Here is a 25,947-nt window from a genome sequence, read left to right on the forward strand (position 1 = left end):
CGTCGATCAAGGACTTGTGGTGCCCCGCAAAAGGTGTGTATGGCCAGTAGTTGCCCACCACAACTCCATGATCGACTTTGCGGAGGGGTGGCGGGGTGCGTCGCGGGGTGCCCCAGCCCTGCCTCGGCGGCGTCGATCAAGGACTTGTGGTGCCCCGCAAAAGGTGTGTATGGCCAGTAGTTGCCCACCACAACTCCATGATCGACTCTGCGGAGGGGTGGCGGGGGCGGCGGAGCGGCGGGGTGCGGCGTGGCGGGGTGCGGTGCGGCGTGGCCGGGTGCAGCGTGGCGTGGCCGGGTGTGGCGGGACGCCCGACGTCTCATATCCGCCCCCACCCCCACCGCCCAACCCTTCCCACTCCCACCGCGCCGCCCGCGCCCCCTCCCCGCGCCGATCTTGCACTTTCGGTCGGTGTAATGCGCCTTGAGCCCGTTTTGTCGGCACAGAAAGTGCAAGATCGGCGCGGGTGAGCGGGGTGAGCGGGGTGAGCCGGGTGAGCGGGGTGAGCGGGGTGAGGCCAGCTGAGGGCCTGTTCCGGCCCGGCCGGGCACGGCCTGTTCCGGCCCGGTGGGGTGGGCGGGGTGAGGGGGCGGGGCGGGTGGGTTAGCGGGGGGAGATTGAGCGGTAGTGGGTCTTGTCGGTGTTGGCGAGGCTGTAGGTCTGGGAGCGGGACGGGGTGGGGACGACCACCAGGCCGGGGCGCTCGACCAGCAGGGGAGTGCCCGGCGGAACGGACAGGGAGCTGTCCCGGGTGGCCCGCCAGCTCAGCACCACCAGCGGCTGACCGGGCACCGGCAGTTGGTACGCCTGCAACGGGGTGGCCCGGTCGGCGGGTGAGACGACGGGCGCGCTCCCGTCGGCCGGTCGATAGATCACCGCCGTCATCGCGCCGGCGTCGGTGTCCCAGCTGAGCTGCTGCAACTCGGCCGGCTCGCCGCCGCCGAGGGCCACTTCGCCGAGCGAGCGTACGGTGAGTTTCGCCATCGGCCAGGACGTCGGCACCGAGCGTGGGGCGTCCCGGTCCCCGATCCGGCGCGGGATGCTGCCGAAGGGGCCCCGGTCGCCGGACAGCACGCAGGTGTCCAGACCGGTGAGCGCACGCCGGCCCGTGCCGGACTCGTCGCGGACCAACGGGTAGCGCGGGTCGACGGTGCCGGTGCCCAGGTCGAGCAGCCGGTCGGCGGCCCGACCGCGGGGGAGCGACTCCGTGGTTCGCAGGGTCGCGGTCACGCCGACAGCCGTGCAGGACGGCACGTCGACCGGTGCGCTGAGACCGTCTGCGATGGTCAACGTCCGGTCCTTGGGCCCGAGGAGGCTCTGCACCCGGGCCGAGACCAGGTAACGCCGGCCGCTGGCCGTCTGCACCGGCAGCACGTCGGAGTAGACGAGGTAACCCGGATCGGTGTATTCGGTGGCGCGGGTCACCGTGTACCGGTCGCCCTCGCGAGTCAGTTGCAGAAGCCAGGACGCGCTTTCGCCGGGCACGTCGGCGGCCACCAGCGCCACCGGAGCGCCGTCGACCCGACCGGAGAAGAGGATGCCCGACGAGGGCAGGTGCGCGCGGTCGTCGGCCGGCGACCGCCAGCTCCGGACCGCCGCGGTGACCGCCGACGTCGCCGTGGCGTCGCTGGAGAGGTCGCCCCGGGGCGGCCACACGGCGAGGGTGCCGTCCAGGCTGTCGTACCCGACCCGGAGGTCCTGCGGCTTCCGCTCGGCTACCGGACCGCAGGCGGTGCCGGCCAGCAGCGCGCTCAGCAGGACGGGAAGCGCCCTGCCGTACCGACGGCCTGGAGTCACCTGGCCCGCCCCCGATCGCCTCGCCGTCGCTGTCGGAAAGCGCCATAGTACGAGATGTCCGATGCGGCGCCTCAGTTGGCCGGCACCCGAAGCACCACAATGGACACCACCGGGGGTTTAGGGCGTTTTGGTTGCTCCGGTAGACTCCGCCGACTGTGACGCCTGCCGAGTCCCGCGCCCTGCCCGCGCCGCACCCGGAGGCGGTAGCCGACTCCGCCGAGCTGGTGAGCTACCGCACACCGGCCGGCCTCTTCGCCGGCCCGCCCGCGCTGACCGCCCCCACCACAGCGCCGGCCGACCCCGAAGCGCCGGCCGACCCGGCCACAGCGCCAGCCGATCCCGGAGCGCCGGCCGCCCCAGGAGCGCCCGCCGAACCCGGAGCGCCGGCCGAGAGCGCGGTGCCGACGCGAGCGCGGTGGCGGCGGTGGACCCGGCGGCGGCAGCATCTGGCGGTGGGCGGGCTGTTCCTGCTCGCCGCACTCTGGGTGACCAGCCGGATCTGGTTGGACCCCTCCGGTCGGGTGGCCTCGCTCTACACCGGTGACCCGGCGCAGGTGCAGTTCTTCCTCGCACACTCGGTACGCGTGGTGCTGCACGGCGAGTACCCGTTCTACACCGAGCAGTTCAACTACCCCGACGGCGTCAACCTGATGGCCAACACTGCCGTGTTGGCGCTGGGCATTCCGATGGTCCCGGTGACGCTGCTCTTCGGGCCGGCGGTCTCCTTCGTGGTGCTGGTCACGCTCGGTCTCGCCGGCACCGCGATGGCCTGGTACCTGATGCTCTCCCGCCACCTGGTGCGTACCCCGCTCGCGGCGGCGGTCGGCGGCTGGTTCTGCGGGTTCTCGCCCGCGATGCTCTCGCACGCCAGTTGGCACCCGAACATCATCAGCCAGTTCCTGCTGCCGTTCATCGTGTGGCGGGTGCTGGTGCTCACCCGCTCCGTGAAGCCGGTTCGGGACGGGGCGCTGCTCGCCCTGCTGGTCACCGCGCAGGCGTTCATCAACGAGGAGATCCTGCTCTTCACGGCGCTGGCCTGCGGCGTCTTCCTGCTGGCGGTGCTGGCTCAGGAGCCGGCCCGGTGGCGAGCGGCCTGGCGGCCTCTGGGCGTCGGCGTGGTGACCTGCGCGCTGCTGGCGGGGGCGCTGCTGGCGTACCCGCTCTACGTGCAGTTCGCCGGGCCGATGGCCTACCACGGGCTCAGCGACGCGGTGAAGGACTACGGCAACGACATCGCCGCCTTCTTCGCCCCCGGCTCGCCCACCCTCGGCGGCAACCAGCGAGCCAACATCAACCTGGCGCCGAACTACTCCGAGGAGAACGCCTTCTTCGGCTGGAGCCTGTCGATGCTGGCCATCGGCATCGTGGTCTGGCTGCGCCGGGAGTTGATCGTTCGGGCGCTCGCGGCGACCGGCGTGTTCTTCGCCGTGCTGTCCCTTGGCGAGCGGGTGTCCTGGTGGGACCGCGAGCTGATCACCGGACCGTGGCAGTGGTTGGTCCACCTGCCGCTGCTGGACGCGGTGGTGCCGACCCGGTTCGGGCTCATCACCAGCGTGGTGATCGGCCTGCTGCTGGCGCTCGCCGTCGAGCGGGCCTGGGCGCTACGCCCGGCCGACCGCCGTACCGTCCGGGTGCTGACCGCCGCGGGCCTGGCCTTCGCGTTGCTGCCGATCGCACCGATGCCGCTGCGGATGGTCTCCCGGCCGCCGGTGCCGGACTTCATCACGGCGGACCGGTGGCGGGCGTACGTCGGGCCGGACCAGACGCTGGTGCCGATCCCGGTGCCTAGCATGGGCAACACGCACGGCATGCGCTGGGCGGCGGCCACCAACCTCGACTTCAAGATCCCAGGCGGTTACTTCCTCGCGCCCCGCAACGGCAACACCGGTGACGCGGGCCGGTTCGGCGGTCGTCCCAGCGGCGTGGGTCAGATGTTGGAGGAGGTGGCGACCACCGGGCGTACGCCCAAGCTTGACGACCGGCAGCGTCGGCGCTTCGCCGACGAGCTGCGGCACTGGCGGGCGGCGATCCTGGTGCTGCCGGTGCGGCAGCAGAACGTCGAGCCACTGCGTCGTACTGTCGAGGAGCTTGTCGGTCCGGGCCGCCAGGAGTTGGACGTCTGGGTCTGGGACGTCCGGACGCTCACCGACCGTTCGGTCTGATGACCACCGGGACGACGTCCCCGAACATCTCGCCCCCGGCGACGGTCGGCGCGTCCCGCTCGGCCTGGCTGCGGGACGCACTGGTGGTGGCCGGCTATCTGGGCCTCGCGGTGCTGGTGACCAGCGGGCAGTGGGGTCACCCGTGGCGGCTGTTCCACCAGGCGGGTGACCAGATCCTCTTCGAGTGGATGCTTGCTCACGCCGCCCATGCGGTGGTCGAGGGGGAGAACCCGCTCGTCAGCACCGCGTTGAACGCGCCCGACGGGGTCAACCTGATGGCGAACACGTCGGTGCTCGGTCTGGGTGTCCCGCTCACTCCGGTCACAGTGCTCTTCGGCTCGCAGGTGGCGTTCTGCGTGGCGGTCGTCTGCTGCCTCGCCGGGACCGCCGTCGCCTGGTACGTGCTGCTGCGCCGCCGGCTGGTCGGCACCCGGGCCCCTGCCGCGGTGGGTGGGCTGATCTGTGGCTTCGCCCCGGGCATGATCGCCCAGGCGGGGGCCCACCTGCACATCGCCGCCCAGTTCCTGGTGCCCGCGATCCTCGCCCTGGTGTTCCGGCCGGCCTCGAAGACGACACGAGACGGCGTGTGGCGGCCCGGCGTCGGCCTGGGGCTGCTGCTCGTCTGGCAGGTCTTCATCGGCGAGGAGGTGCTGGTCTTCCTGGTGCTCGCGGCCGGCGTCTTCGCGTTGGGTTACGCGCTCGCCGACCGGGTGGCCGCACGGCGGCTGGCGCCGGCCCTTTTCGGTCGGCTCGCGGTGGCCGGCGGCGTGGCGGGGGTGCCGCTGGCGTACCCGTTGTGGTTCCAGTTCTACGGCCCGCAGCACTACTCCGGGATGGCGTTCGCCACGCAGGGCTTCCAACTGGACGTCGCCTCGTTCACCGCGTCGGCCCGGCAGACAGTGCTGGGTGACGACTGGCTGCCAGGGCTGCTCTCGCCGAATCCGACCGAGGAGAACTCGTTCTTCGGCCCGGGCCTGCTGGTGCTCGCCGTGGTGATCGTGATCTGGCAGTGGCGACGACCGCTGGTCCGGGCACTGGCCGCCTGCGGCGTGGTCTTCGCCCTGCTCTCGCTCGGCGACGAGTTGCGGGTGGACGGTGCGGCCACCGGCATTCCGGGGCTGTACCGGCTGGTCGGCGGGCTGCCGTTGCTCGATCTCGCGGTGCCGGCCCGGTTCGCGCTGGTCTGCGTACCGGTGCTGGGGGTGCTGGTGGCGCTGTCAGTGGACCGGGTCCGGGCCGCGCGGGGGCCGAACGTGGCACCGGGCCTACCGGTGCGGCTGCTGTGGGCCGGCGCGGTCGCCGCCGCGTTGCTGCCACTGTTTCCGACGCCGATCCGCGTGGTGCCGGTCGCGCCGGTGCCGGAGTTCCTCGCCGCCGGTGGCTGGCGTCCGCTGGTGCCGCCCGGTCGGACGGTGGTCGCGGTGCCCCCGGTCACCGGTGCCGGGCGCAGCCCGGTGATGCTCTGGTCCGCCCGTACCGGTTTGGAGTTCGCCGCGCCGGGCGGTTACTTCATCGGCCCCAGCGCCCCGGACGACCCAGCGGCCCGCTGGGGCGCGCCGGACCGGCTCACGTCGGTGCTGCTACGGCAGGTGGCCGAGACCGGCGTGGTGCCGGCGCTCGACGACGCCGCCCGCCGCCAGGCGGTCGAGGACCTGCGGCACTGGCGTGCCGCCGTGGTCGTACTCGGGCACCTGGAGCACGGTGACCCGGTCCGCCGAACCGTCGACGATCTGCTCGGCCCGGGCCGACCGGTCGACGGCGGATGGTTGTGGGACGTCCGGGACCGGGTCGGCTGACTAACCCACCAGGGCGCGCACGTCCCAGACCCAGACGTCGTCCACCCGCTGCGGTGGCCCGATCAGGGCGGTGACCAGCTCACGGAGCACCGCCTCGCGGGGGTGCGCCCCGAGCACCACCACCGACGCCCGCCAGAACCGTAGGTCCTCGACGGCCTGTCGGCGGTTCTCGTCGGTCAGCGCCGGAACCGTGCCACTGTCCATTGTCGAGTAGATGAGGGTGCTGGTCGGTCGGTTCGGCGCGCCGAAGACCCCCTCACCCAGCTCGTTCGGGCCGATGAAGTAGCCGCCCGGAACGGGGAACTCCTGCCCGGTCAGCGCACTCCACCGCAGCGTCGGCAGACCGTGCACGTTGCTCGGGATCGGCACCGGCACCAGGGTGCGACCCGCCGGCACGTACGGCCGCCAGCCGCCCGCGGTGATGAAGTGCGGCGGCGGGTCGATCTGCTGAGCGGGCAGCGGGCGGGGGAAGAGCGGCAGCACGGCGAGGGCGACCGCCGCGTACCCCACCGGGCGCAGCCACCGGCGGCGGGAGGCGGCCGGCGCGGCCGGCGCGTCGTCGGTCGTCGCCGGAGTCGCGTCGTCGACGCGCTGGGCCGGCACCCGCGGCCGGTCGGCCACCGCGCGCCCCTGGCGGTGCGCGGCGTCCCAGGTCAACGCGAGCAGTACGCCCACCGCGGCCGCGACCACCAGCGTCAACCGGGTCGGCATCATCATCTCGACCAGCGGCAGGTCGTCCGACACGTACGACCACGGGCCGCGCACGCCGGTCTCCACACCGTTGAAGCGCACGAACGGCCCGATCGCGGCCACGCTGAACACCACGATGAGCACTGCGGCGATCCGGGCGGCCAGCGAGCGGCGTACGAGCAGCACCAGAGCCACCACCGAGAGCAGCACCAGCGGCCAACCGAACCAGGTGTTCTGCTCGGTCAGACCGATCGTCTTCTCCACTGCCGGGTCACCGGCCCAGGTGTCCCTGGCGAACGTGACGAAGGCGACCAGGTCCTCGCCCCAGTTGTGGAACACGCCACCCTGCAGGCCCCGGTAGGACTGCGGGCCGTTGAACTGGAACCAGATCGGGTACGCGGTGAGCACCAGCGCCAGCCCGCCGGCGACGCCGAGTCCGGCCAGGAAGGTGCCGGCGGCGGCCCGGGTGGCCCGTGGCCGCTGCACGGCGTACGCCAGCACGATGACCAGGCAGGCCAGCGCGGTGAGCAGCAGCATCTCCTCGTTGATGAAGATCTGGTACGCCACCAGCGCACCGAGCACGAGGCCGTTGCGTCGCCACCGGCCCGGCTCACCCAGGGTCAGCACCCGCACCACGATCAGCGGGAGCAGGAAGTTGGAGACGAAGTTCGGTTGGCCGTTGGCGTGGTGGATGATTCCCGGCGCGAAGCCGAGGAAGGCGCCGCCGACGAACGCCGCCGCCCGGGAGCGCACCAGGTGGCGGGAGAGCATCCAGTACCCGGTGCCGGCGGTGGCCGCCAGCGCCGCGCCCAGGTAGACGGCGTACATCACCTGGGGGCCGAGCAGCATGGTCAGCGGGGCCAGCGGCAGGGTCACCCCGAGCAGCGAGGTGTTGGCCATCATGTTCACCCCGTCCGGGGCGTTCTGACGGGCCGTGAACAGCGGGTTCTCCAGGTGCCGCACCGAGTACTCGCCGTGCGCGAACAGCCACTCGAACCAACTGTGGTCGGTGGGCAGGTGCGAGGAGACCCGGCCGTTGACGTCACCCCAGTAGTTGAGGCAGACGAAGACGCCGAGCAGCACATAGGCTCCGAGGGCCAACAGGTCGGCTCGGGCCGGACGGCGTCGAGGCCGCCGTGTCGACTCGGCCTCGACCGGGTCGGCGTCGGTCACGGGAATCAGCGAAGGGTCTACCACCGGCACAGCCACGACGCGCCATCGTACAGGCGGGGTTCCGTCACTTTTGCCGGGCCGGTGCGCTGACGGTCGGTTTGCCGGACGGTGACTCGTCGGCCAGCCTTACCTGGTGACGGAAGGACGGTCGTTGTCGATCATCGAGCTGGGCGAGATCAGCGACGAGCCCACGTCGGCACCTCCGGTTCGCCGCCCGCGCGCCGTCGGTCGCCCGCTGCGCAGCGCGACTGTATTGCTTCTCAGCCTGGTGATGCTGGCCGGTGCCGCGCCGCCGACGCAGCGCACGGTGAGCGTGGTGCCGGGGTCGCGGATGGCCACCGCGTATCTGGCCGGGGACGGGGTCTACGTGGTCGATCCGCCGGCACCCGACGGGGAGCGGTACCTGACCGCGTACGCCCAGCCGGCACCGACCGGCGTCGGGGTGCGGCGGCGGTGGCAGGCGCCGCTGGCCCGCACGGCCAACTACCTCGAGGTCCGGGTCGAACGGGGTCTGGTGCTGGCGCTGGCGGTCACCGCCCCGAACCGGCGGTTCCAGACCACCGCCTTCGACAGCGCGACGGGCCAGCAACGCTGGCAGCATCCCGGTGCTCCCCAGCCGACCCCTCGCGGTGGCCTGCTGGTGACCAATGGCCGAGAGGACGGGTCGGGCGCGATGAGCGGGGTCGAGCCCGACACCGGCCTGGTGCTCTGGTCGGTGCCGCTCCCGCCGGCCGCCAGCCCCACCTACCACCTCACGTCCGAGGGGCAGGTCGACCGGTTCGTGCTCCTGCAACCGACCGGCGAGGTGCAGGTGCACGACGCCGACACCGGCCAGCTGCTGCGCAGCATCGATACGCTGCCCGGTGACCGGTCGGCGTACCAGCGGGTGCAGATCGTCGACGACCTGCTGCTGCTCGTTCCGCCGGGCAGCACCCGGCTGGTGAGCTTCGGGCTGGCCGAGTTGGAGCCACGGTGGACGGCGGAGGTGACGTTGGTGTCGCATGCGCTCGAATGCGGCGGTCTGCTCTGCGCGGTGCCGCAGACCGGCGGCCTTCAGGTGCTCGACCCGGCCACCGGCTCGGTGCGGTGGTCGGAACCGGGCCAGGACGTCCTGGCCGACGTCCGCTACGGTCGGCTGCTGATGGCCAGGCCCGGCCAGGGGTACGCGGTGCGGGACGCGGCCACCGGGCAGGTACGAACCGAACTGGGCGTGTGGAGTCTGATGCCGGTGCTGGGACCGGACGATCCGTTGGTCGGTGTGCGGCGAAGTGACGACGGTCGGATGGTCGTCGCCGAACTGGACCTGGTGGCCGGTCGGACGCGGATCGTCGACGTGCTGCCGGGCATCGCCGGCAGCTGCCAGGCGTCCCTGCCGGTTCTGCTCTGCCAGCGCCTCGACGGCACCACCGCGCTGTGGCGGTTGACGCGATGACCGGGCCGGTGATCGACCTCGGTGAGCTGCGGCACGACCCGGACCCGGACCCGGTGCCCCGCCCGCCTCGCGCTCATGGTCGTCCGCTGCGCGTGGCGCTGGTCGTGGTGCTCGCGCTCGTCACGCTCGCCGGCTCTGTCGTCACACCATCCCGGCCGGCCCCGGTGACGCTGCCGGTCCGGTCCGGGTCCGACGTCATGGTCGACGGTGACCTCCTCCTGGTCCTGGAGCCGACCAACACCACGACCCGACGGGCGCGGGTGTCCGCCTACCGGTTACCCGGCGGCGAGCCGGTCTGGCAGGCGCCGCTGTCGGCGGAGGCCAGGTACTGGGGGATGACTCCACTGGCCGGGATGCTGCTGGCCACCGGCTACGAGATCGGCTCGGAGGGTCGGGACACGATCACCGTCGCGCTGGACCGGGCGACCGGGGCGTACCGGTGGCAGCAGCCAGGCACCGTCTCCAAGCTGACCGACGGCAACGTGCTGCTGCGTAGCGGCGGCGAGACCTCACCGTCCACTCTGCGCGCGGTCGACCCGTGCTGCGGCACCGTGCGTTGGCAGCTCTCCGGCGCCAGCGCCGAGACGACTGTGCGGGGCACCGAGCGCGGGGTGGACCGGGTGGTGCTCAGCGAGGCGGACGGGCCGGTCGAGGTACGCGACGCGATCACCGGCGCGGTGCTGGCCCGCGCCGACCTGCGCCCGCCCGACGGTGGTCGGATCGGCCTGGACCTGACGAAGGACCTGCTTCTGGCCATCGACAGAGGCTCGGGCACTGTCACCGCGTACGGGCTGGACCAGCTTGAGGCCCGCTGGACCCGCGCCCGGCTCCACATCGACTTCGCGCTGGACTGCGGCCCCGTCCTGTGTGTGCGTACCGGCAACAACGAGCTACAGGCGCTCGACCCGGCAACCGGCGAGGTGCGCTGGAGCAGCACCCAGTGGGGGTGGGCCTGGCCGACCGGCGGCCGGCTGATGGCCAACATCAGCGGAATCGGTCCGCTGGAGCAGTACATCGTGCTCGATGCGCTGACCGGCCAGCAGGTGGCCGACCTGGGCCGGTGGGAGCTGTACCAACTCGGCCCCGGCGGCCGGTTGGTCGGCATACGGCGGCACCCCGACGCAGGGGTGCTCGTCGGTGAGTTGGACGTCGGCGCCGGCGAGGTGCGCATCGTGGACGTGCTGCCCGACGCCACCGGGGAGTGTCAGGCGATCACCGGCTACCTGGTGTGCAGTGCGGCCGGCGGGTACCAGCTCTGGAAACTGACCGACTGATCACCAGTTGGCCTGGGCGGGTGGCGGGGGCAGCGGTACCGACGCGGGTCGCAACACGTACGCCACCCCACCGCTGCCCCGTTGCCAGACCGCCTCGAACGCCTGCCGGGGCACTGTGCGACGGACCGCGTCGTCGTCCGGGGCGTACGGATCGTTGAGCACCGGGTCGCCGTCGGCGCTGAACCCGACCAGGACCATCAGGTGCCCACCGGTGTCGTACCCGAGCCCCGGCACCTCATGGGCCCGGAACGCGGCGGAGACGATCAGGGGGATGCCGGCGGCGACGAACTCCTCCGCCTCGACCAGCGACCGCAGCCGGGTGACGAACGCGTCCACCCCGTGCAGACCGGCGTACGCGGTGTTGAACGGCCAGTTGCCGGCCCCGGCGTACGCGTGGTCGTAGCAGTGCCGGGCGGCGTGGACCACCACCGGACGCGGGCCGGACGGCTCCACCCAGGCGTAGCGGTCCGGCGTCGGCTCGGCGCCCCAGTAGGCGAGCACCATCGAGGTGCAGGTGGGGCTGCACCAGGAGTCCCCGCCACCACCCCACTGCGGGTACTGGCCGGCGTGCAGCCGCTGCGAGTAGCGGGGCACGTCCAGCACCCGGCCCCAGGCGGCGGACGAGACGGGTTCCTTCGCGTATCCCTGGTCGACCGTCGCGGGGCCGGTGGCGACAGCGCCGATGCTGCGCAGCACCGGCCCGGTCGGGTTGCCGGCGGGCCGGCACAAGGTCACCCGCGTCTGCCAACCGGTGACCGTCGCTCCGGTCACGATCAGGGTGTCGGTGTCGACCCGGGCGGCAGTGTCGCGCTGTCCGGGCAGCGAGGTGCGCCGTACGGTGTCGTCGCCGGCGGCCCAGCGGGCCAGCCGGTACCAGTCGGTGCTGGGCGCGTCGTCGTGCCAGCCGCGCAGGTCGACCTCGATCCAGCAGCCGTCGGGGGTGTCCGCCGTCCAGGACGGCACCACCTCGGCGACGGCGAAGCCGACCGGTACCGGCGGTGACGTCCAGGTGCCCCGTTCGGCGACGCCGTCGAGGACGAGCCCTCGACCGTCGGCGAGCAGGCCGTCGCCGCTGCCGCTGGTCAGGTCGGCCGGCAGGTGGAAACCCCGGTAGGCGATGTCCCGCCGGGTGGGTGGTGCCGCAGTGGTCATGCCAGTCCGTCCGTCGCTCGATACCGCCGGCCAGCATCGCGTACGCCGCGGTGGCCCGCAACGCCGGCCGGCGCGGACGGCGAGGGACGATGGTTGCCCGCCGGCACTAGGTTGTCGGTGGTCAGCAGCGAGGAGGCCGGGATGCGGGTACTGGTGGTCGAGGACGAGCGCAACCTCGCCGACGCGATCGCGCGGGGGTTGCGCAAGCGGGGCATGGCTGTCGACGTGGCGTACGACGGCGACGCCGGCCACGAGGCGGCGTTCGTCACCCGGTACGACGTGGTGGTGCTCGACCGCGACCTGCCGGGTGTGCACGGCGACCAGATCTGCGCCGACCTGGCGTCCTCCGGAGCGTTGACCCGGGTGCTGATGCTCACCGCCAGCGGCACGGTGGCCGACCGGGTGGAGGGCTTGCAGCTCGGCGCTGACGACTACCTGCCCAAACCGTTCGCCTTCGACGAGCTGGTCGCTCGGGTGCAGGCGCTGGGTCGGCGGGCCACCCCGGCCGCGCCTCCGGTGCTCGAACTGGCCGACCTGGTGCTCGACCCGGCCCGTCGGGTGGCCACGCGCGCCGGGGTGCCGGTGGACCTCACCAACAAGGAGTTCGGGGTGCTCAGCGAACTTCTCAGGGCGCGTGGCGCGGTGGTCTCCAGCGAGGAACTGCTGGAACGGGTCTGGGACGCGAACACCGACCCGTTCACCACCATCGTCCGGGTCACCGTGATGACGCTACGCAAGAAGCTCGGCGACCCGCCGTTGATCGAGACGGTGGTCGGTGCGGGCTACCGCACCGCCGAGGTGAGCGCGTGAGCCGCCGGCTGCGACCCACTCTGCGGTTGCGGCTGACCCTGCTCAACGGGGTGCTGCTGGTCGGGGCCGGAGCGATCCTGGTGTTGCTGGCCTGGCTGCTGGTCCGCGACGCGTTGCGACCCACCGACGAGTTGGTGCCCGGCACGATCGTGCTGCTCTCCGACGGCCGGCGGATGGACGCCGCCGAGTGGCAGCGGCAGTTGGTCGATGCCGCCTCCGGGGAGCTGCTGGCCAAGGGCCTGGTCGCGCTGCTGGCGATCAGCGTGGTCGGGGTGGCCGGCGCGTACGCGGTGGCCGGTCGGGCGCTGCGCCCACTGCACCAGGTCACGGCGACCGCCCAGCGGCTGGGTGAGGCGACCCTGGACCAGCGGATCGGCTACTCGGGCGCCGACGACGAGGTGGCCGAGCTGGCCAAGACGTTCGACGCCATGCTGGACCGGATCGCGTCCGCCTTCGAGGCCCAGAAGCGTTTCGTGGCGAACGCCTCGCACGAGCTACGTACCCCGCTCGCGGTGATGCGCACGGAGATCGACGTTACGCTCAGCGACGACGACGCGGATGCCGCCGAGTATCGACGGATGGCGACGGTGGTCCGCGACGCCTCCGAGCGGGCCAACGGCCTGGTGGACGCGCTGCTGGTGCTGGCCCGCAGCGAGGCGCAGGCCGGGCGGCAGCTCGGCCGGCGTACCGAGTGTGACCTCGCCGCGGGCACCGCCAACGCGCTGTCGGCGATGCGCCGCGAGGTGGAACGGATCGGCCTGCGGGTGCAGACGTCGCTGGAGTCCGCGCCGGTCGTCGGCGATCCGGGGCTGCTCGACCGGTTGGCCGGGAACCTGATCGAGAACGCGGTCCGCTACAACCACCTGCACGGTCGGCTCTGGGTGCGTACCGGCACCGACGGTGACCGGTCCTGGCTGGTGGTGGGGAACACCGGTTTCGAGGTGGACCAGGCCGACGTGCCGGGGCTGTTCGAGCCGTTCCGCCGTGGTGGTCGGGAACGCACCGGTGCCCGTGGCTCCGGCCTGGGGCTGTCCATCGTCCGGGCGGTCTGCACCGCGCACGGCGGCACCGTACGGGTGGTCGCGCAGCCCGGCGGTGGCCTGGAGGTCACTGTCACCCTGCCGTCGTCGGACGCCCCGACGGCGTCCGCGACGGTGTCCGCCGCCAGCTGACCGGGGTTGCGCACCTCGCTCGGCCGATGGCAAGATCACGTCGTCAGCTCGACAGGGAAGGGGGTGCGTCGATGTCCACCAGTCTCGGCTCCGCGCCCCGGGTCAGCGTCGGCTGACGTCCCGGAGGCGGAGCGCCCCCGCACGGGTCGGGCGCTGATCGCCCACTCGAAGGGGAACCAGTTCCTGCGTGCTGCGCCGGGTACACGGGGCCGCACCACGTCACCATCGTGGAGGACCACTGTGAGTTCGACGATCCACAACATCAGCATCGACTGTCACGACACGTACGCCCTCGCCGGCTTCTGGTCGCAGGTCTTCGACTGCCCCCGGCAGCCCGACGACTTCCCGGGCGACCCGGAGGCGATGCTTCTGCCCCCGGGTGGCCCGGAGGTGCTGTTCATCGCGGTGCCCGAGGGCAAGACGGTGAAGAACCGGCTGCACCTGGACCTGCAACCCGCCGACCGGACCCGGGCCGAGGAGGTCGAGCGACTGCTCGGCATCGGCGCGACGCTGGTCGCCGACCACGTCAGCCCGACCGGTGGAGGTTGGGTGGTGCTCGCCGACCCTGAGGGCAACGAGTTCTGCGTGCTCGGAAACGCCGACGAGCGGGCGGCAGCGGCGGCGGCGCGGGCAGCGGCGGCGGCGCTCGCCACGTCGGAGGTTGCCGAACCGGCCTGATGGTCGACGTACGGCACCGGGGCACCGGCCACCTTCGCGTGGCCGGTGCCCCGGTTTCCCGCTGTCGGGGCGGGGCCTGATCGCGAGATTCAGGCGGTGGCCGGGCCGTGTCTAGACGAAGGCCGTCGCGCCTTCGTACTGCGCCGTCGGGGCGGCGCCGACATGCTCGTACTCGAGCAGGAGCAAGCCCTTCGCCGTCGCTTCGTGGTGAACCAGTCGGAGGCCGACGGGTGCGTTCGGGTGGTCGAGCAGCCGTCGCCCGGAGCCGGCCACGGTGGGGGCCACGACGAGTCGGAGTGTGTCGACGAGGCCGGCTGACAACAGAGCCTTGCCAAGTCGTGCGCTTCCGTGAATCTGGAGCTCCCGTCCTGGCTGCGCCCTGAGCTCCCCGACGCTGTGGATCGGGTCGCCGTGGAGCACTGTCGTCGGGCGCCAACCACCCTCCGCCAGGGTGTTGGTCACGACGTACTTCGGTAGTGAGTTCATCATTTCGGTGAACGGATCGTTCGGGTCGGTGATCTGCGGCCAGTCGCGAGCGAACGCCTCGTAGGTCCGCCGTCCGAGCAGCAGACCGTCGGCGAGACCCAACCACTCCGAGGTACGGCGGACGAAGACCTCGTCCAGGTAGGGCACGAGCCAGCCGCCCAGGGTGAAGCCGCCGCTCGTGTCCTCGGTCGGCGAGCCGGGCCCCTGGCTGACGCCGTCGAGAGTGACGAACTCGGTAAGGACGATCTTCACAGCGCCTCCTGGCTCTCGGCGAGCCCGGCGAGTTGTTCGGTGACCGAGCCCCAGCCGTCCGCGAAGCCGATCTTCTCGTGAAGGTCACGAGCGGCGGGATCACCGTGGCGGACGATGATCCGGTAGTCGGTGCCGTCCGGATGGTCCTTCATGGTGATCTCCGCCGTCATCGGGACCGGGGTGGGGTTCGCGGGCCGCCAAGCGCTGTCGATCACGTTGGTGAAGACGATCCGTTCGAGGTCGTCGACGACGAGGAAGCACGCGTCGAGGTGCGGGACGAACTCCACCCCGTCCTCGCTCAGTCGGGTCACGAGTGCGCCACCGGGCCGGACCTCCAAGCGGTCGACGCGGCACAGGGCCGGCGCCGGTATCCACCACTTCTCGAAGCGGGACGGGTCGGTCCAGGCGGCCCACACTGTGGCGCGAGGGGCGCGGATGACCCGCGTCATGGTCAGGTCCAGGTCGGGATTCATTGTTGGTTCTCCTGCTGATCGGTGACGAGGCGTTCCAGGCGATCCGTGCGCTCCTCCCAGACCCTGCGCTGCTCCGCGAGCCAGTCGTCGACGACAGCGAGGCGCTCGCGGTTGAGCACGCAGGTGCGCACCCGGCCGGACTTGGTCGTGTGGATCAGCCCGTTCGACTCGAGCGTCCGCACGTGCTTCATGAACGAGGGAAGGGTCATCGGAAGCTCGCGGGCGAGGTCGCCGACGCTCGTCGGACCGTGGCCGAGGCGTCGGATGACCCAGCGCCGGGTCGGGTCAGCGAGGGCGACGAACACGCCGTCGAGCTGCGCCGAATACTGTGCCATGCGGCTAAGTATTTCGGGAGATGATACTTAGCGCAAGGGCAAAGTATTGGCGGCCGCAGGGAGTGCGCTGACGTGCCGCCGCCGGTCGGTTGGCGTGCCTCAGGAGAAGCAATCGGGGCCCCGGCCACCCGAAGGTGGCCGGGGCCCCGGTCGCGTACGGATCAGGACTGCTGCTCGACCTGGCCCCGGATCGCGGTGAACTCGGCCTTCGCCTGGTCGGCGGACTTGAAGTACATCACCACCATGCCCAGGCTGCCCCGGTCGGCCCAGACGCAGATGCCCAGCGGCACGGTCTCGGCCTTGCCGTCGCCGCAACGCGCCTCACCGCCGAGCGGGCCGGCGTCGACGGCCGTCATCGTGTCCACCGTCAGCTGCTTGGACAGGCCGTCCACATAGGCGTCCAGCTCCTTCTTCGGGTCCGACAGCAGCCCGGACACGCCCGCGATCATGACGAGGTCCTGCTTGGTCGGGTCGCCGTAGAAGGCGGCGACCGTGCTCGTCTCGTTCCCCGCCGCCGTCTTCATCCCGGCGACCGCCTGCTCGGCGGCCGTCAGGAGCTCCGGGTTGGTGAGCTTCGGCCGGCCGGCGAGGGTGGTCGGCGCGACGACCCGGGTCTTGCTGGCGTCCAGCGCTTCGTTCACCGGCCCCTTGGCGACGGCCCAGATGATCGCCGCGCCGCCGACGCACAGCACCAGCACCACTGCCAACACGATCAGCACGATCTTGCCGACGTTCGACTTCTTCGCCGGGGGAGGACCGCCGGCCAGGTTCGGGTCACCGTACGGCTGGCCAGGCTGGGCCTGTGGGAAGCCAGGCTGGGCCGGCGGGAAACCGGGCTGCGTGGGCGGGAAGCCCTGCTGCGCGTACGGCTGACCCGGCTGCGCGGGCGGGAAACCACCGGGCTGCTGCGGCTGTCCCTGCTGCGGCGGCGGCCACCCGCCAGGCTGCTGGCCCGGCTGCTGCGACGGGTCGGGGGAATCGTGCGGCGGGCCGTAGGGATTGGCCGGCGGCTGAGACATCAGTCAGCTCCAAGATGGGGTTGCAAAACGCGTGATCCTAACCCGGCGCGATGCCCGCCGCCGTCCCCGCGAAAACCCGCATCCCGCGGCCGTCTGATCACAAACGGTCGCGGTGGCCGGTCCGTCCGATAGGGACGGTCCGACCACCGCGACGGTGGTGCTGCGATCTGTCAGGCGGGCAGGCTCGCCGCGCCGGGCGGCAGGAACCGCTGGCCGGTGACCCGCTCGGAGGTGCCGGTCCGGTCCAGGTACGGCGTGACACCGCCCAGGTGGAACGGCCAGCCGGCGCCCAGGATCATGCACAGGTCGATGTCCTGCGCCTCGGCGACCACGCCCTCGTCCAGCATCAGCCGGATCTCCTGCGCGAGCGCGTCGAGGGCGTTCTGGCGCACCTGCTCGGCGGTCAACGGCTGATCACCCACCACGAGCAGCTTGGCGACCTCCTCGTTGACCTCGTCGTCGACCACGATCGGCTGACCGGAGTCGGCGATCCGCTTGAGGTTCTCGCTGACCCCGAACCGGTCCGGGTACGCGGCGTGCAGGGTGCCGCCCACGTGGTACGCGACGGCCGGCCCGACCAACTGGAGCAGAGCGAGCGGACGCATCGGCAGGCCCAGCGGGTCCAGTGCGCTGTTCGCCACGTCCAGCGGGGTGCCAGCGTCGACGGCGGCGAAGACGGTGCCCAGGAAGCGGGTGAGCAGCCGGTTCACCACGAACGCCGGAGCGTCCTTGACCAGCACGCTCGACTTCTTGAGTTGCTTACCCACGGCGAACGCGGTGGCCAGGGTGACGTCGTCGGTGCGCTCGCCCCGGACGATCTCCAGCAGCGGCAGCACCGCCACCGGGTTGAAGAAGTGGAAGCCGACCACCCGCTCCGGGTGCTCCAACTCGGCGGCCATCTCGGTGATCGACAGCGAGCTGGTGTTGGTGGCGAGCACCGCCTCCGGAGAGACGACCTTCTCCAACTCGGCCCAGACCTGCTTCTTGACGCCCAGGTCCTCGAAGACGGCCTCAATGACGAAGTCGGCGTCGGCGAACGCGCTCTTGTCGACAGTGCCGCTGACCAAGCCGTACAGCTTGGCGGCGGTGTTCTTGTCCATCCGGCCCTTGGTGACGGCCTTCTCGATCTGGGTGTGCACGTAACCGACGCCCTTGTCCACCCGGGACTGGTCGAGGTCGGTCATCACCACCGGCACCTGGAGGCGGCGCGCGAACAGCAGCGCCAGCTGGCTGGCCATCAGACCCGCGCCGACGATGCCGACCTTGGTGATCGTGCGAGCCAGGCCCTTGTCCGGTGCGCCGGCCGGGCGCTTGGCCCGCCGCTGCACCAGGTCGAACGCGTACAGGCCGCTGCGCAGCTCCTCGGAGAAGACCAGGTCCGCGAGGGCCTCGTCCTCGGCGGCGGTGCCGGCGGCGAAGTCGCCGTCCTTCGCCGTCTCCAGCAGGTCGAGCGCCTTGTACGCGGCCGGGACCGCGCCGTGCAGCCGCTGGTTCAGCGTCTCCCGGGCGAAGTAGAGCACGCCCGCCCACATGTCCTTGTCGACCTCGGGTCGGGTCACTGTGACCTGACCCCGGACCACGCCGGCAGCCCACTCCAGGGACCGCTCCAGGAAGTCCGCCGGCTCCAACAGGACGTCCGCGATGCCCAGCTCGGCGGCCTGCTTGGGCTTGAGCATCTTGTTCTGCATCAGCGGGTTCTGGATGATCACCTGGGTCGCGGCGGGGATGCCGATCAGGTTCGGCAGCAGCTGGGTGCCGCCCCAGCCCGGCACCAGACCGAGGGACACCTCGGGCAGCGCGAGGGCCGCCGCGCCTCCGGAGAGCGTCCGGTAGTGGCAGTGCAGCGCCAGCTCCAGGCCACCGCCCATCGCCGCGCCGTTGACGAACGCGAAGGTGGGAACGGTGCTGTCCTTGAGCCGGGCGAAGACCCGGTGGCCGAGCCGGCCGATCTCCAGCGCCTGCGCGCGGTCGGCGAGCTGCGGCAGGCCGACGATGTCCGCGCCCACGCAGAAGATGTACGGCTTGCCGGTGACCGCGATGAACGCCGGGTCGGCGACGATCGCGGCGGTGATCGCCTCGTCCAGGCTGGCCAACCCACCCGGGCCGAAGGTGTTCGGCTTGGTGTGGTCGAAGCCGTTGTCCAGCGTGATCAGGGCGGCGGGCCGGTCCAGCCCCGGCACGTTCACCTGGCGCAGCAGCGCCTTGGTGACGACCTCGTTCGGTGCGGCGAGCGCGCTCACTTGTTGCCCTCCGTCCAGTGCGGGTTCTCCCAGATGACCGTGCCGCCCATGCCGATGCCGATGCACATCGCCGTGAGGCCGTAGCGGACCTCCGGGTGCTCGGCGAACTGGCGGGCCAGCTGCGTCATCAGCCGTACGCCGGAGGACGCGAGGGGGTGACCGATGGCGATCGCACCGCCCCACGGGTTGACCCGCGCGTCGTCGTCGGCGATGCCGAAGTGGTCGAGGAAGGCGAGCACCTGCACGGCGAAGGCCTCGTTCAGCTCGAACAGGCCGATGTCGTCGATGCTGAGCCCGGCGAGGCGCAGCGCCTTCTCCGTCGACGGGATCGGGCCGACGCCCATCACCTCCGGCTCGACACCGACGAAGCCGAACGACACCAGCCGCATGGCGACCGGCAGACCCAGCTCGCGGGCGGTGGCCTCGTCGGCCAGCAGACTCGCGGTGGCGCCGTCGTTCAGGCCGGCCGCGTTGCCCGCGGTGACCTTGCCGTGCGGGCGGAACGGGGTCTTCAGGGTGGCCAACTTCTCCAGCGAGGTGTCCCGCGGGGCCTCGTCCACGGTGGCCAGGCCCCAGCCGCCCTCCGCGTCGCGGATCGACATCGGCACCAGGTCGTCCTGGAGCTTGCCGTTGGCGTACGCCTTGGCGGTCTTCTGCTGCGAGGCGAGCGCGAACGCGTCGGTGCGTGCCTTGGTGATGTGGGGGACCAGGTCGTGGAGGTTCTCCGCGGTGGAGCCCATCACCAGCGCGGACGGGTCGACCAGCTTCTCCGCGATGATGCGCGGGTTGGGGTCGACGCCCTCACCCATCGGGTGGCGGCCCATGTGCTCGACGCCACCGGCGATGGCGATGTCGTACGCGCCCATGGCGATGCCGCTGGCCACTGTGGTGACCGCTGTCATCGCCCCCGCGCACATCCGGTCGATGGCGAAGCCGGGAACGGTCTTGGGCAGCCCGGCCAGCAGGGCGGCGGTGCGGCCGATGGTGAGGCCCTGGTCGCCGATCTGGGTGGTGGCCGCGATGGCGACCTCCTCGACCCGCTCCGGGGGCAGCTGCGGGTTGCGACGCAGCAGTTCCCGGATGCAGCGGATCACCAGGTCGTCGGCGCGGGTGTTGGCGTACATGCCACCCGCCTTGCCGAACGGGGTACGGACGCCGTCGACGAAGACGACATCGCGAACTTCACGGGGCACTTGAGCCTCCTAGCCGAGGGGCACGTTGCCCCGAATGCTACTCGTCAGTAACCAACCCCGTCCCCCACCCCCCGCTGTGGCCCACCCCACACCGGCGCGCGCCAACGCCCCGTTGATCATGAAGTTGTTGCCATCGGCATCGGCGTGTCCTGGCAATAACTTCATGATCAACGGGCGGGCGGGGCCGGGCGGGCGGGCGGGGCCGGGCGGGCGGGGCCGGGCGGGCGGGCGGGCCGGGCGGGTGGGGTGGGTTAGGGGATTGGGGTTTTTGGGGCCAGGGCTTCGGTCAGGTCGGGGACGAGGAGGCCGATCTGCCACTCGCGGGCGTTGAGGCCGCGCAGGGTCTCCGCCACCGACTCCTCGGTGATCTCCTCCGGCGGGGTCCAGGCCAGCCGGCGGACCGAATCCGGAGTGATCAGGTTTTCCGGCGGAAGGTTGTGCTCGCCGGCGATGCGGATCACCACCTCCCGGCAGCGGGCCAGCCGACCGGCCGCCACCGGGTCCCGCTCGGCCCATCGGTGCGGCGGGGGTGGGCCCTCCACGGCCGGCGAGACCGGCAGGGAATCCTCCGGTAGCTGCCGGGCGTCGTCGAGCGCGGCGAGCCAGGTGCGGGCCAGTCGACGGACCGACCGACCGCCGAAGCCGGGCAGGGTCAGCAGGGTCTTCTCGTCCTTCGGGTCCAGCTCGGCCGCGGCGATGATCGCCGAGTCGGGCAGCACCCGACCGGGAGCGGCGTCGCGCCGGGACGCGATCTGGTCCCGGGCGTACCACATCGAGCGGACCCGGGCCTGCGCCCGCGCCCCCCGCAGCCGGTGGATGCCCGAGGTGCGCCGCCACGGCTCCGCCCGAACCCGGGGCGGGCGTGCCCCGGTGCGGACCAGCGCGGCGAACTCCTCCGCGGCCCAGGCCGACTTGCCCTGCCGGGTCAACTCGGCGTCCAGCGCGTCGCGCAGGTCGGTGAGCAGCTCCACGTCGAGGGCGGCGTACGTCAACCACGACTCGGGCAGCGGTCGGCTCGACCAGTCGGCTGCCGAGTGGTGCTTCTCCAGGGTGAACCCGAGCAGCTGTTCGGTGAGCGCGGCCAGCCCGACGCGTTCGAACCCGGCCAGCCGAGCCGCCAGCTCGGTGTCGAACAGTCGGCGTGGACGCAACCCCACCTCGGCCAGGCAGGGCAGATCCTGGCTGGCCGCGTGGAGGACCCACTCGGCCTCACCGATCACGGCGTCCAGTGCGCTGAGGTCGGGCAGTGGCAGCGGGTCGATCAGCGCCGTGCCCGCACCGGCCCGGCGAAGTTGCACGAGGTAGGCCCGTTGGCTGTAGCGGTAGCCGGAAGCCCGTTCGGCGTCCAGCGCGACCGGGCCGGTGCCCGCCGCGAAGCGGGCCACGACCTCGGCAAGCTCGGCCGGGGCGGCCACCGGATCGGGGGTGCCGTCACGCGGGGCGATCAGCGGAACGGGCCCACCGTCGGCCGGGTCAGCCCCCACGCCCGCCGGCTGCGGCTGGGCCGACGGCGGGTGCTGGGGTGCGTTTCCCGGAAGGTCTTCGGTGGGCCGACGGCGCAGGGGTGGTTCGTCGGTCACCTGCCAACCCTAGTGCGCGCGGAGATCCGGCGGGTGCAGCCGGTCCGGCGTGTGTCGATCAGGTGTCCGCAAGATGTCCTCCCGAGGGCCGAACGTCAGGCTGCGCCAGCCGGGCGGCGGTCGGCGAGGGCGGTGACGCCCGGTGGGGGGAGACCGGCGGTGGAGGCGAGCAGGGCGCACCAGCCGAGCAGGTGCGGTGTCAGGTCGTCGTCGACCGGCGTCCAGGACGCGCGGATCTCGATGTCGCCGATGGTCGGTGGCCCGGCGAGATCGCCGAACCGGGTCGACATGGTCTGCGTCACCGTTCCACCGATCGCCCGGTGGCCGGCGTCCTGGGCGTCCAACGCGTCGGTCAGCCACGTCCAGCCGACCCCGGGCAGCAGCGGGTCGGCGGCCAGATCGACCTCCAACTCGGCTGTCACGTAGGTGACCAGCCGCAGGGTGCCCTGCCACGCCTCGTGCCCGACCGGGTTGTGCAACAGGATCAGCCGACCGGTCGCCACCTCGTCGTCGTCGCGCAGCACTGTCGCGGCGAGCGCGAACGCGTACGGGGCCAGTCGCTGGGGGGCACCGACCTCCTCCAGGGTGATCTCCGGCCGGGGGGCGGCCGACCGCAGCCCGGCGACCGCGCGGGCGAACGTCTCCGGGAGCGCGATCGGGGGGGCCATGTCGGCAGCCTATGCCGCCGTCCGTCGCCCGCTTCGACGGCGCGCCGACGCTCGGAAGGGCGCCGGGCGTAAGGAACGGTGCCCTTCCTCTCACCCCCACCCGGTTTCCGGTGGTGGGCGTGGCACGATTGCGGCGATGACCACGGACACCACGGGCACTGTCGCCCGAGACGGAGAATCCCGCCCCGGCGGACCGGCCGACTCGCCCTTCATTCGGGCCTGCCGACGTCGGCCCGTCCCGCACACCCCGGTCTGGTTCATGCGCCAGGCCGGCCGCTCCCTCCCGGAGTACCGGGAGATCCGGGCGAGCGTGCCGATGCTGGAGTCCTGCCGGCGCCCGGAGCTGGTCACCGAGATCACCCTCCAGCCGGTGCGCCGCCACGGCGTGGACGCGGCGATCCTGTTCAGCGACATCGTGGTGCCCGTCGCCGCCGCCGGGATCGACCTGGACATCGTGCCGGGCACCGGCCCGGTGGTCGCCGAGCCGATCCGCACCGCCGCCGACGTGGAGCGCATCCGCCGGATCACCCGCGACGACGTCTCGTACGTCGACGAGGCCGTCCGGCAGTTGGTGGTCGAGCTCGGCGACACCCCGCTGATCGGTTTCGCCGGTGCGCCGTTCACGCTGGCCAGCTATCTGGTCGAGGGCGGGCCGTCGCGCACCCACGCGAAGACCAAAGCCCTGATGTACGGCGATGAGGAGCTGTGGCACGCGCTGTGCGCCCGGCTGGCCGACGTGACGCTTGCCTTCCTGCGGGTGCAGATCGAGGCCGGCGTCTCCGCCGTGCAGCTGTTCGACTCGTGGGCCGGCGCGCTCTCCGAGGCCGACTACCGCCGTTTCGTGCTGCCGCACTCGACCACCGTGCTGAGCGGGCTCGTTGACGCCGGGGTGCCCCGGATTCACTTCGGGGTGGGCACCGCCGAGCTGCTCGGCGCGATGGGCGAGGCCGGGGCCGACGTGGTCGGCGTCGACTGGCGTACACCGCTGGACGTGGCCACCGGCCGGATCGGCGCGGACAAGGCGGTGCAGGGCAACCTGGACCCGTGCGTGCTGCTCGCGCCGTGGCCGGTCGTGGAGGCCGAGGTGCGCCGCATCCTGGAGCAGGGCCGGGCGGCCCCCGGGCACGTGTTCAACCTCGGCCACGGGGTCATGCCGGAGACCGACCCGGAGGTGCTGACCCGGGTGGTCGCGCTGGTGCACGAGCTGTCCAGCCGCCGAGCCGACCAGGGCTGACCGGAATGCGGCGGCCCTGGCGGGTGGCGGTGGTCGGCGGCGGGATCGCCGGGCTGGCCGCCGCGGTCCGCCTGCGCGACCGCGCACCCGCCGGCACCGAGATCACTGTGTACGAGCAGTCCGGCGCGCTGGGCGGGAAGCTGCGCACCGGGGAGCTGGCCGGTCAGCCGGTGGAGTTCGGCGCGGAGTCTTTCCTGATGCGCGACCCGACCGGCGCCGATAGCGCGGCGGTGGCCCTCGCCCGCCGGCTCGGGCTGGCCGAGAAGATCGTGCACCCCACTGTGGGGCAGGCCGCGCTGGTCATCGACGGAGGGCTGCGCCCCATCCCGGGCGGCACCCTGGTGGGCGTACCCGGGGATCTGGATCGGGTGGCCACTGTCGCCCGCCCGGCCGCGGACGCCGACACCGACGGCGGTCGGCCGCTGGTCGGGCCGGACGCTGACGTCTCGGTGGGCGCGCTGGTCCGGTCCCGTTTCGGCGACGAGGTGGTCGAGCGGCTGGTCGACCCGATGCTGGGCGGCGTGTACGCGGGCCGCGCCGACGATCTTTCCCTGGTCACGACGATGCCGGCGCTGGCCCGCACGGCCCGGGTGGAGCACACCCTGGTCGGTGCGGTCCGGGCCGCGCAGGCCGCCGCGCCGCGTGCGCCCGGTGCCCCGGTCTTCGGCACCCTCGCCGGTGGGCTCAGCACCCTGGTCGAGGCCGCCGTGACGGCCAGCGGCGCGACGGTACGGCGGGACGCGGCCGTGCGCGAGCTGACAGCGACCGACACGGGTTGGCGGCTCACCGTCGGCCCGACCCGCGGCCCTGACGACGGCTCCAGGTCGCGGCGCGGCGGCAGACGCGCCGAGCTGGAGTCGTCGATGGTCGACGTGGACGCGGTGGTGCTGGCCGTGCCGGCGCGACCGGCGGCGCGGCTGCTCGCCGGCCCCGCGCCGGCGGTGGCGGCGGGCGTCGGCGCGCTGGACTACGCGAGCGTCGCGCTGGTCACCATGGCGCTGCCGCAGCCGCGCCTGCCCGAGCTGTCCGGCTTCCTGGTGCCGAGCACCGAGGGCCTGCTGATCAAGGCGGCGACCTTCTTCACCACCAAGTGGGGGCACCTGCGCCAGCCGGACGGGTTGGCACTGGTGCGCGCCTCGGTGGGCCGGTACGGCGAGGAGGCGCACCTGCAGCGCCCCGACGCGGACCTGGCGGCCACCGTGCACCGGGAGTTGTCGGCGGTGCTCGGCACCTCGCTGCCCGCCCCGGTCGACGGGCACGTGCAGCGGTGGGGCGGTGCGCTGCCGCAGTACGCGCCGGGGCACGCCGACCGGCTCGGGGCCGCGCGGGCGGCGCTGCGGGCCGCGCACCCCACACTGGTTCTCGCCGGCGCCGGCTACGACGGCGTCGGCATCCCGGTCTGCGTCCGCTCCGGCGAGACGGCGGCCGAAGAGATCATCACAGCACTGGGAGGATCGGCGAGATGACCGAGCAGACCAACGCGGCCCGGTTGCGGGAGCTGAACGACAGCATCCGCTACACCATGTGGTCGGTGTTCCGGGCCAGCTCCCCGCTGCCGTCGCTGCGGGACAACGTCACCGGCGAGGTGGTGTCCCTCTTCGACGAGCTGGCCGGTAAGGACGTGGTGGTCCGGGGCGTGTACGACGTCTCCGGGCTGCGCGCCGACGCGGACGTGATGATCTGGTGGCACTCCGCGTCCCCCGACGCGCTCCAGGACGCCTACCTGCGGTTCCGCCGCACCACGCTGGGCCGGGCGCTGACCCCGGTGTGGTCGCAGATGGCGCTGCACCGGCCGGCGGAGTTCAACAAGAGCCACATCCCGGCGTTCCTGGCCGGTGAGGAGGCTCGCCCCTACATCTGCGTGTACCCGTTCGTCCGCTCCTACGAGTGGTACCTGCTGCCCGACGCCGAGCGGCGCGAGATGCTGGCCGAGCACGGCAAGATGGCCCGCGGCTACCCGGACGTGCGGGCCAACACCGTCGCCTCGTTCGCGCTCGGCGACTACGAGTGGATGCTCGCCTTCGAGGCCGACGAACTGCACCGGATCGTCGACCTGATGCGGGACCTGCGCGCCTCCGGCGCCCGCCGGCACGTCCGCGAAGAGGTCCCGTTCTACACCGGCCGCCGCCGCTCAGTAGCCGAAATCGTCAACTGCCTGGTCTGACGGGCCCGCCCCCCGCGCCCCCGCCCCCGCCCCCGCCCTCGCCCCCGCCCCCGCCCTCGCGATCTTGCACTTTCTGTCCCAGCGAAAGGGGCGTAAGCCGCGATCTGGCAACCGAAAGTGCAAGATCGGCGCACCGGCTGCCCCGACCTGGCCGATCATGGAGTTGT

At 72.4% G+C, this 25,947-nt stretch carries 21 protein-coding genes; 10 read left to right on the plus strand and 11 right to left on the minus strand.

The features are described 5' to 3' along the window. Positions 1-603: 603 nt before the first annotated feature. Positions 604-1,797 carry a hypothetical protein gene (locus tag ACLQ3F_RS02065; protein ID WP_425845448.1) on the minus strand — a complete coding sequence of 398 codons (1,194 nt, stop codon included), beginning with the start codon at positions 1,795-1,797 and terminating at the stop codon, positions 604-606. Between the two features lie 398 nt (positions 1,798-2,195). Here ACLQ3F_RS02065 and ACLQ3F_RS02070 point away from each other — a divergent pair, with 398 nt between their 5' ends. Both ACLQ3F_RS02070 and ACLQ3F_RS02075 read left to right on the plus strand, forming a co-directional pair. After that, positions 2,196-3,959, plus strand: coding sequence for a hypothetical protein (locus tag ACLQ3F_RS02070; protein WP_425846163.1), 1,764 nt, complete (start codon positions 2,196-2,198; stop codon positions 3,957-3,959). Beyond that, on the plus strand, positions 3,959-5,755 hold the full coding sequence (locus ACLQ3F_RS02075) for a hypothetical protein (protein ID WP_425845450.1): 1,797 nt from the start codon (positions 3,959-3,961) through the stop codon (positions 5,753-5,755). Before ACLQ3F_RS02070 ends, ACLQ3F_RS02075 begins: the two co-directional genes overlap by 1 nt. On the opposite strand, the gene ACLQ3F_RS02080 is transcribed toward ACLQ3F_RS02075, so the two are convergent. Beyond that, the gene (locus ACLQ3F_RS02080) at positions 5,756-7,654 is read right to left on the minus strand and encodes a hypothetical protein (RefSeq protein WP_425845452.1); all 1,899 of its coding nucleotides are present in this window, start codon (positions 7,652-7,654) and stop codon (positions 5,756-5,758) included. It abuts the gene before it with no gap. Positions 7,655-7,751: 97 nt separating this feature from the next. Between ACLQ3F_RS02080 and ACLQ3F_RS02085 the strand changes: the two genes are divergently transcribed. Then, positions 7,752-9,050 carry a PQQ-binding-like beta-propeller repeat protein gene (locus ACLQ3F_RS02085; RefSeq protein ID WP_425845455.1) on the plus strand — a complete coding sequence of 433 codons (1,299 nt, stop codon included), beginning with the start codon at positions 7,752-7,754 and terminating at the stop codon, positions 9,048-9,050. Further along, the gene (locus tag ACLQ3F_RS02090; protein ID WP_425845457.1) at positions 9,047-10,324 is read left to right on the plus strand and encodes a PQQ-binding-like beta-propeller repeat protein; all 1,278 of its coding nucleotides are present in this window, start codon (positions 9,047-9,049) and stop codon (positions 10,322-10,324) included. The genes ACLQ3F_RS02085 and ACLQ3F_RS02090 overlap by 4 nt, the downstream gene beginning before the upstream one ends. Here ACLQ3F_RS02090 and ACLQ3F_RS02095 read toward each other — a convergent pair whose 3' ends face one another. After that, positions 10,325-11,476, minus strand: coding sequence for a peptidase C39 family protein (locus ACLQ3F_RS02095; RefSeq protein ID WP_425845459.1), 1,152 nt, complete (start codon positions 11,474-11,476; stop codon positions 10,325-10,327). Positions 11,477-11,617: 141 nt separating this feature from the next. Between ACLQ3F_RS02095 and ACLQ3F_RS02100 the strand changes: the two genes are divergently transcribed. From ACLQ3F_RS02100 to ACLQ3F_RS02110, 3 genes are all read left to right on the plus strand, one after another. Continuing rightward, positions 11,618-12,286 carry a response regulator transcription factor gene (locus ACLQ3F_RS02100; RefSeq protein WP_357206235.1) on the plus strand — a complete coding sequence of 223 codons (669 nt, stop codon included), beginning with the start codon at positions 11,618-11,620 and terminating at the stop codon, positions 12,284-12,286. After that, a complete protein-coding gene (locus ACLQ3F_RS02105) occupies positions 12,283-13,458 on the plus strand; it encodes a sensor histidine kinase (protein WP_425845462.1) in 1,176 nt (391 codons plus the stop codon). The genes ACLQ3F_RS02100 and ACLQ3F_RS02105 overlap by 4 nt, the downstream gene beginning before the upstream one ends. A 240-nt stretch (positions 13,459-13,698) precedes the next feature. Further along, positions 13,699-14,136 (plus strand): VOC family protein, encoded by a 438-nt coding sequence (locus tag ACLQ3F_RS02110; protein ID WP_425845464.1) that lies wholly within the window; start codon positions 13,699-13,701, stop codon positions 14,134-14,136. 111 nt (positions 14,137-14,247) lie between these two features. Here the strand turns inward: ACLQ3F_RS02110 and ACLQ3F_RS02115 are convergent, their stop codons facing one another. The 8 genes from ACLQ3F_RS02115 to ACLQ3F_RS02150 form a co-directional block, all read right to left on the minus strand. Continuing rightward, entirely contained in the window at positions 14,248-14,874 is a 627-nt protein-coding gene (locus ACLQ3F_RS02115; protein ID WP_425845466.1) for a dihydrofolate reductase family protein, read from the minus strand. Beyond that, positions 14,871-15,347 carry an SRPBCC domain-containing protein gene (locus ACLQ3F_RS02120; protein ID WP_357208556.1) on the minus strand — a complete coding sequence of 159 codons (477 nt, stop codon included), beginning with the start codon at positions 15,345-15,347 and terminating at the stop codon, positions 14,871-14,873. The genes ACLQ3F_RS02115 and ACLQ3F_RS02120 overlap by 4 nt, the downstream gene beginning before the upstream one ends. Then, entirely contained in the window at positions 15,344-15,682 is a 339-nt protein-coding gene (locus ACLQ3F_RS02125; RefSeq protein WP_357220954.1) for an ArsR/SmtB family transcription factor, read from the minus strand. The genes ACLQ3F_RS02120 and ACLQ3F_RS02125 overlap by 4 nt, the downstream gene beginning before the upstream one ends. Positions 15,683-15,843: 161 nt before the next feature. After that, positions 15,844-16,701, minus strand: a complete 858-nt coding sequence (locus tag ACLQ3F_RS02130; RefSeq protein ID WP_425845470.1) for a hypothetical protein — start codon at positions 16,699-16,701, stop codon at positions 15,844-15,846. A 170-nt stretch (positions 16,702-16,871) separates the two neighbouring features. Further along, entirely contained in the window at positions 16,872-18,941 is a 2,070-nt protein-coding gene (locus ACLQ3F_RS02135) for a 3-hydroxyacyl-CoA dehydrogenase NAD-binding domain-containing protein (RefSeq protein ID WP_425845473.1), read from the minus strand. Continuing rightward, positions 18,938-20,134 (minus strand): thiolase family protein, encoded by a 1,197-nt coding sequence (locus ACLQ3F_RS02140; RefSeq protein WP_357261901.1) that lies wholly within the window; start codon positions 20,132-20,134, stop codon positions 18,938-18,940. Before ACLQ3F_RS02140 ends, ACLQ3F_RS02135 begins: the two co-directional genes overlap by 4 nt. 251 nt (positions 20,135-20,385) lie before the next feature. After that, a complete protein-coding gene (locus ACLQ3F_RS02145; RefSeq protein ID WP_425845476.1) occupies positions 20,386-21,714 on the minus strand; it encodes a ribonuclease D in 1,329 nt (442 codons plus the stop codon). Between the two features lie 95 nt (positions 21,715-21,809). Next, complete coding sequence (locus tag ACLQ3F_RS02150) at positions 21,810-22,382, minus strand: DUF3000 domain-containing protein (protein ID WP_357207090.1); 573 nt, start codon at positions 22,380-22,382, stop codon at positions 21,810-21,812. A 136-nt stretch (positions 22,383-22,518) separates the two neighbouring features. Here ACLQ3F_RS02150 and hemE point away from each other — a divergent pair, with 136 nt between their 5' ends. From hemE to hemQ, 3 genes are read left to right on the plus strand one after another with little or no spacing between them, the layout of a single operon-like run. Beyond that, entirely contained in the window at positions 22,519-23,616 is a 1,098-nt protein-coding gene (hemE, locus tag ACLQ3F_RS02155) for a uroporphyrinogen decarboxylase (RefSeq protein ID WP_355009363.1), read from the plus strand. Positions 23,617-23,621: 5 nt separating this feature from the next. Next, a complete protein-coding gene (hemG, locus tag ACLQ3F_RS02160) occupies positions 23,622-25,082 on the plus strand; it encodes a protoporphyrinogen oxidase (RefSeq protein WP_425845480.1) in 1,461 nt (486 codons plus the stop codon). Next, positions 25,079-25,780, plus strand: a complete 702-nt coding sequence (gene hemQ, locus ACLQ3F_RS02165; protein WP_196921722.1) for a hydrogen peroxide-dependent heme synthase — start codon at positions 25,079-25,081, stop codon at positions 25,778-25,780. Before hemG ends, hemQ begins: the two co-directional genes overlap by 4 nt. The last annotated feature ends 167 nt before the right edge of the window (positions 25,781-25,947 follow it).

The organism is Micromonospora sp. DT15, from assembly GCF_049841475.1.
GTDB lineage: Bacteria > Actinomycetota > Actinomycetes > Mycobacteriales > Micromonosporaceae > Micromonospora.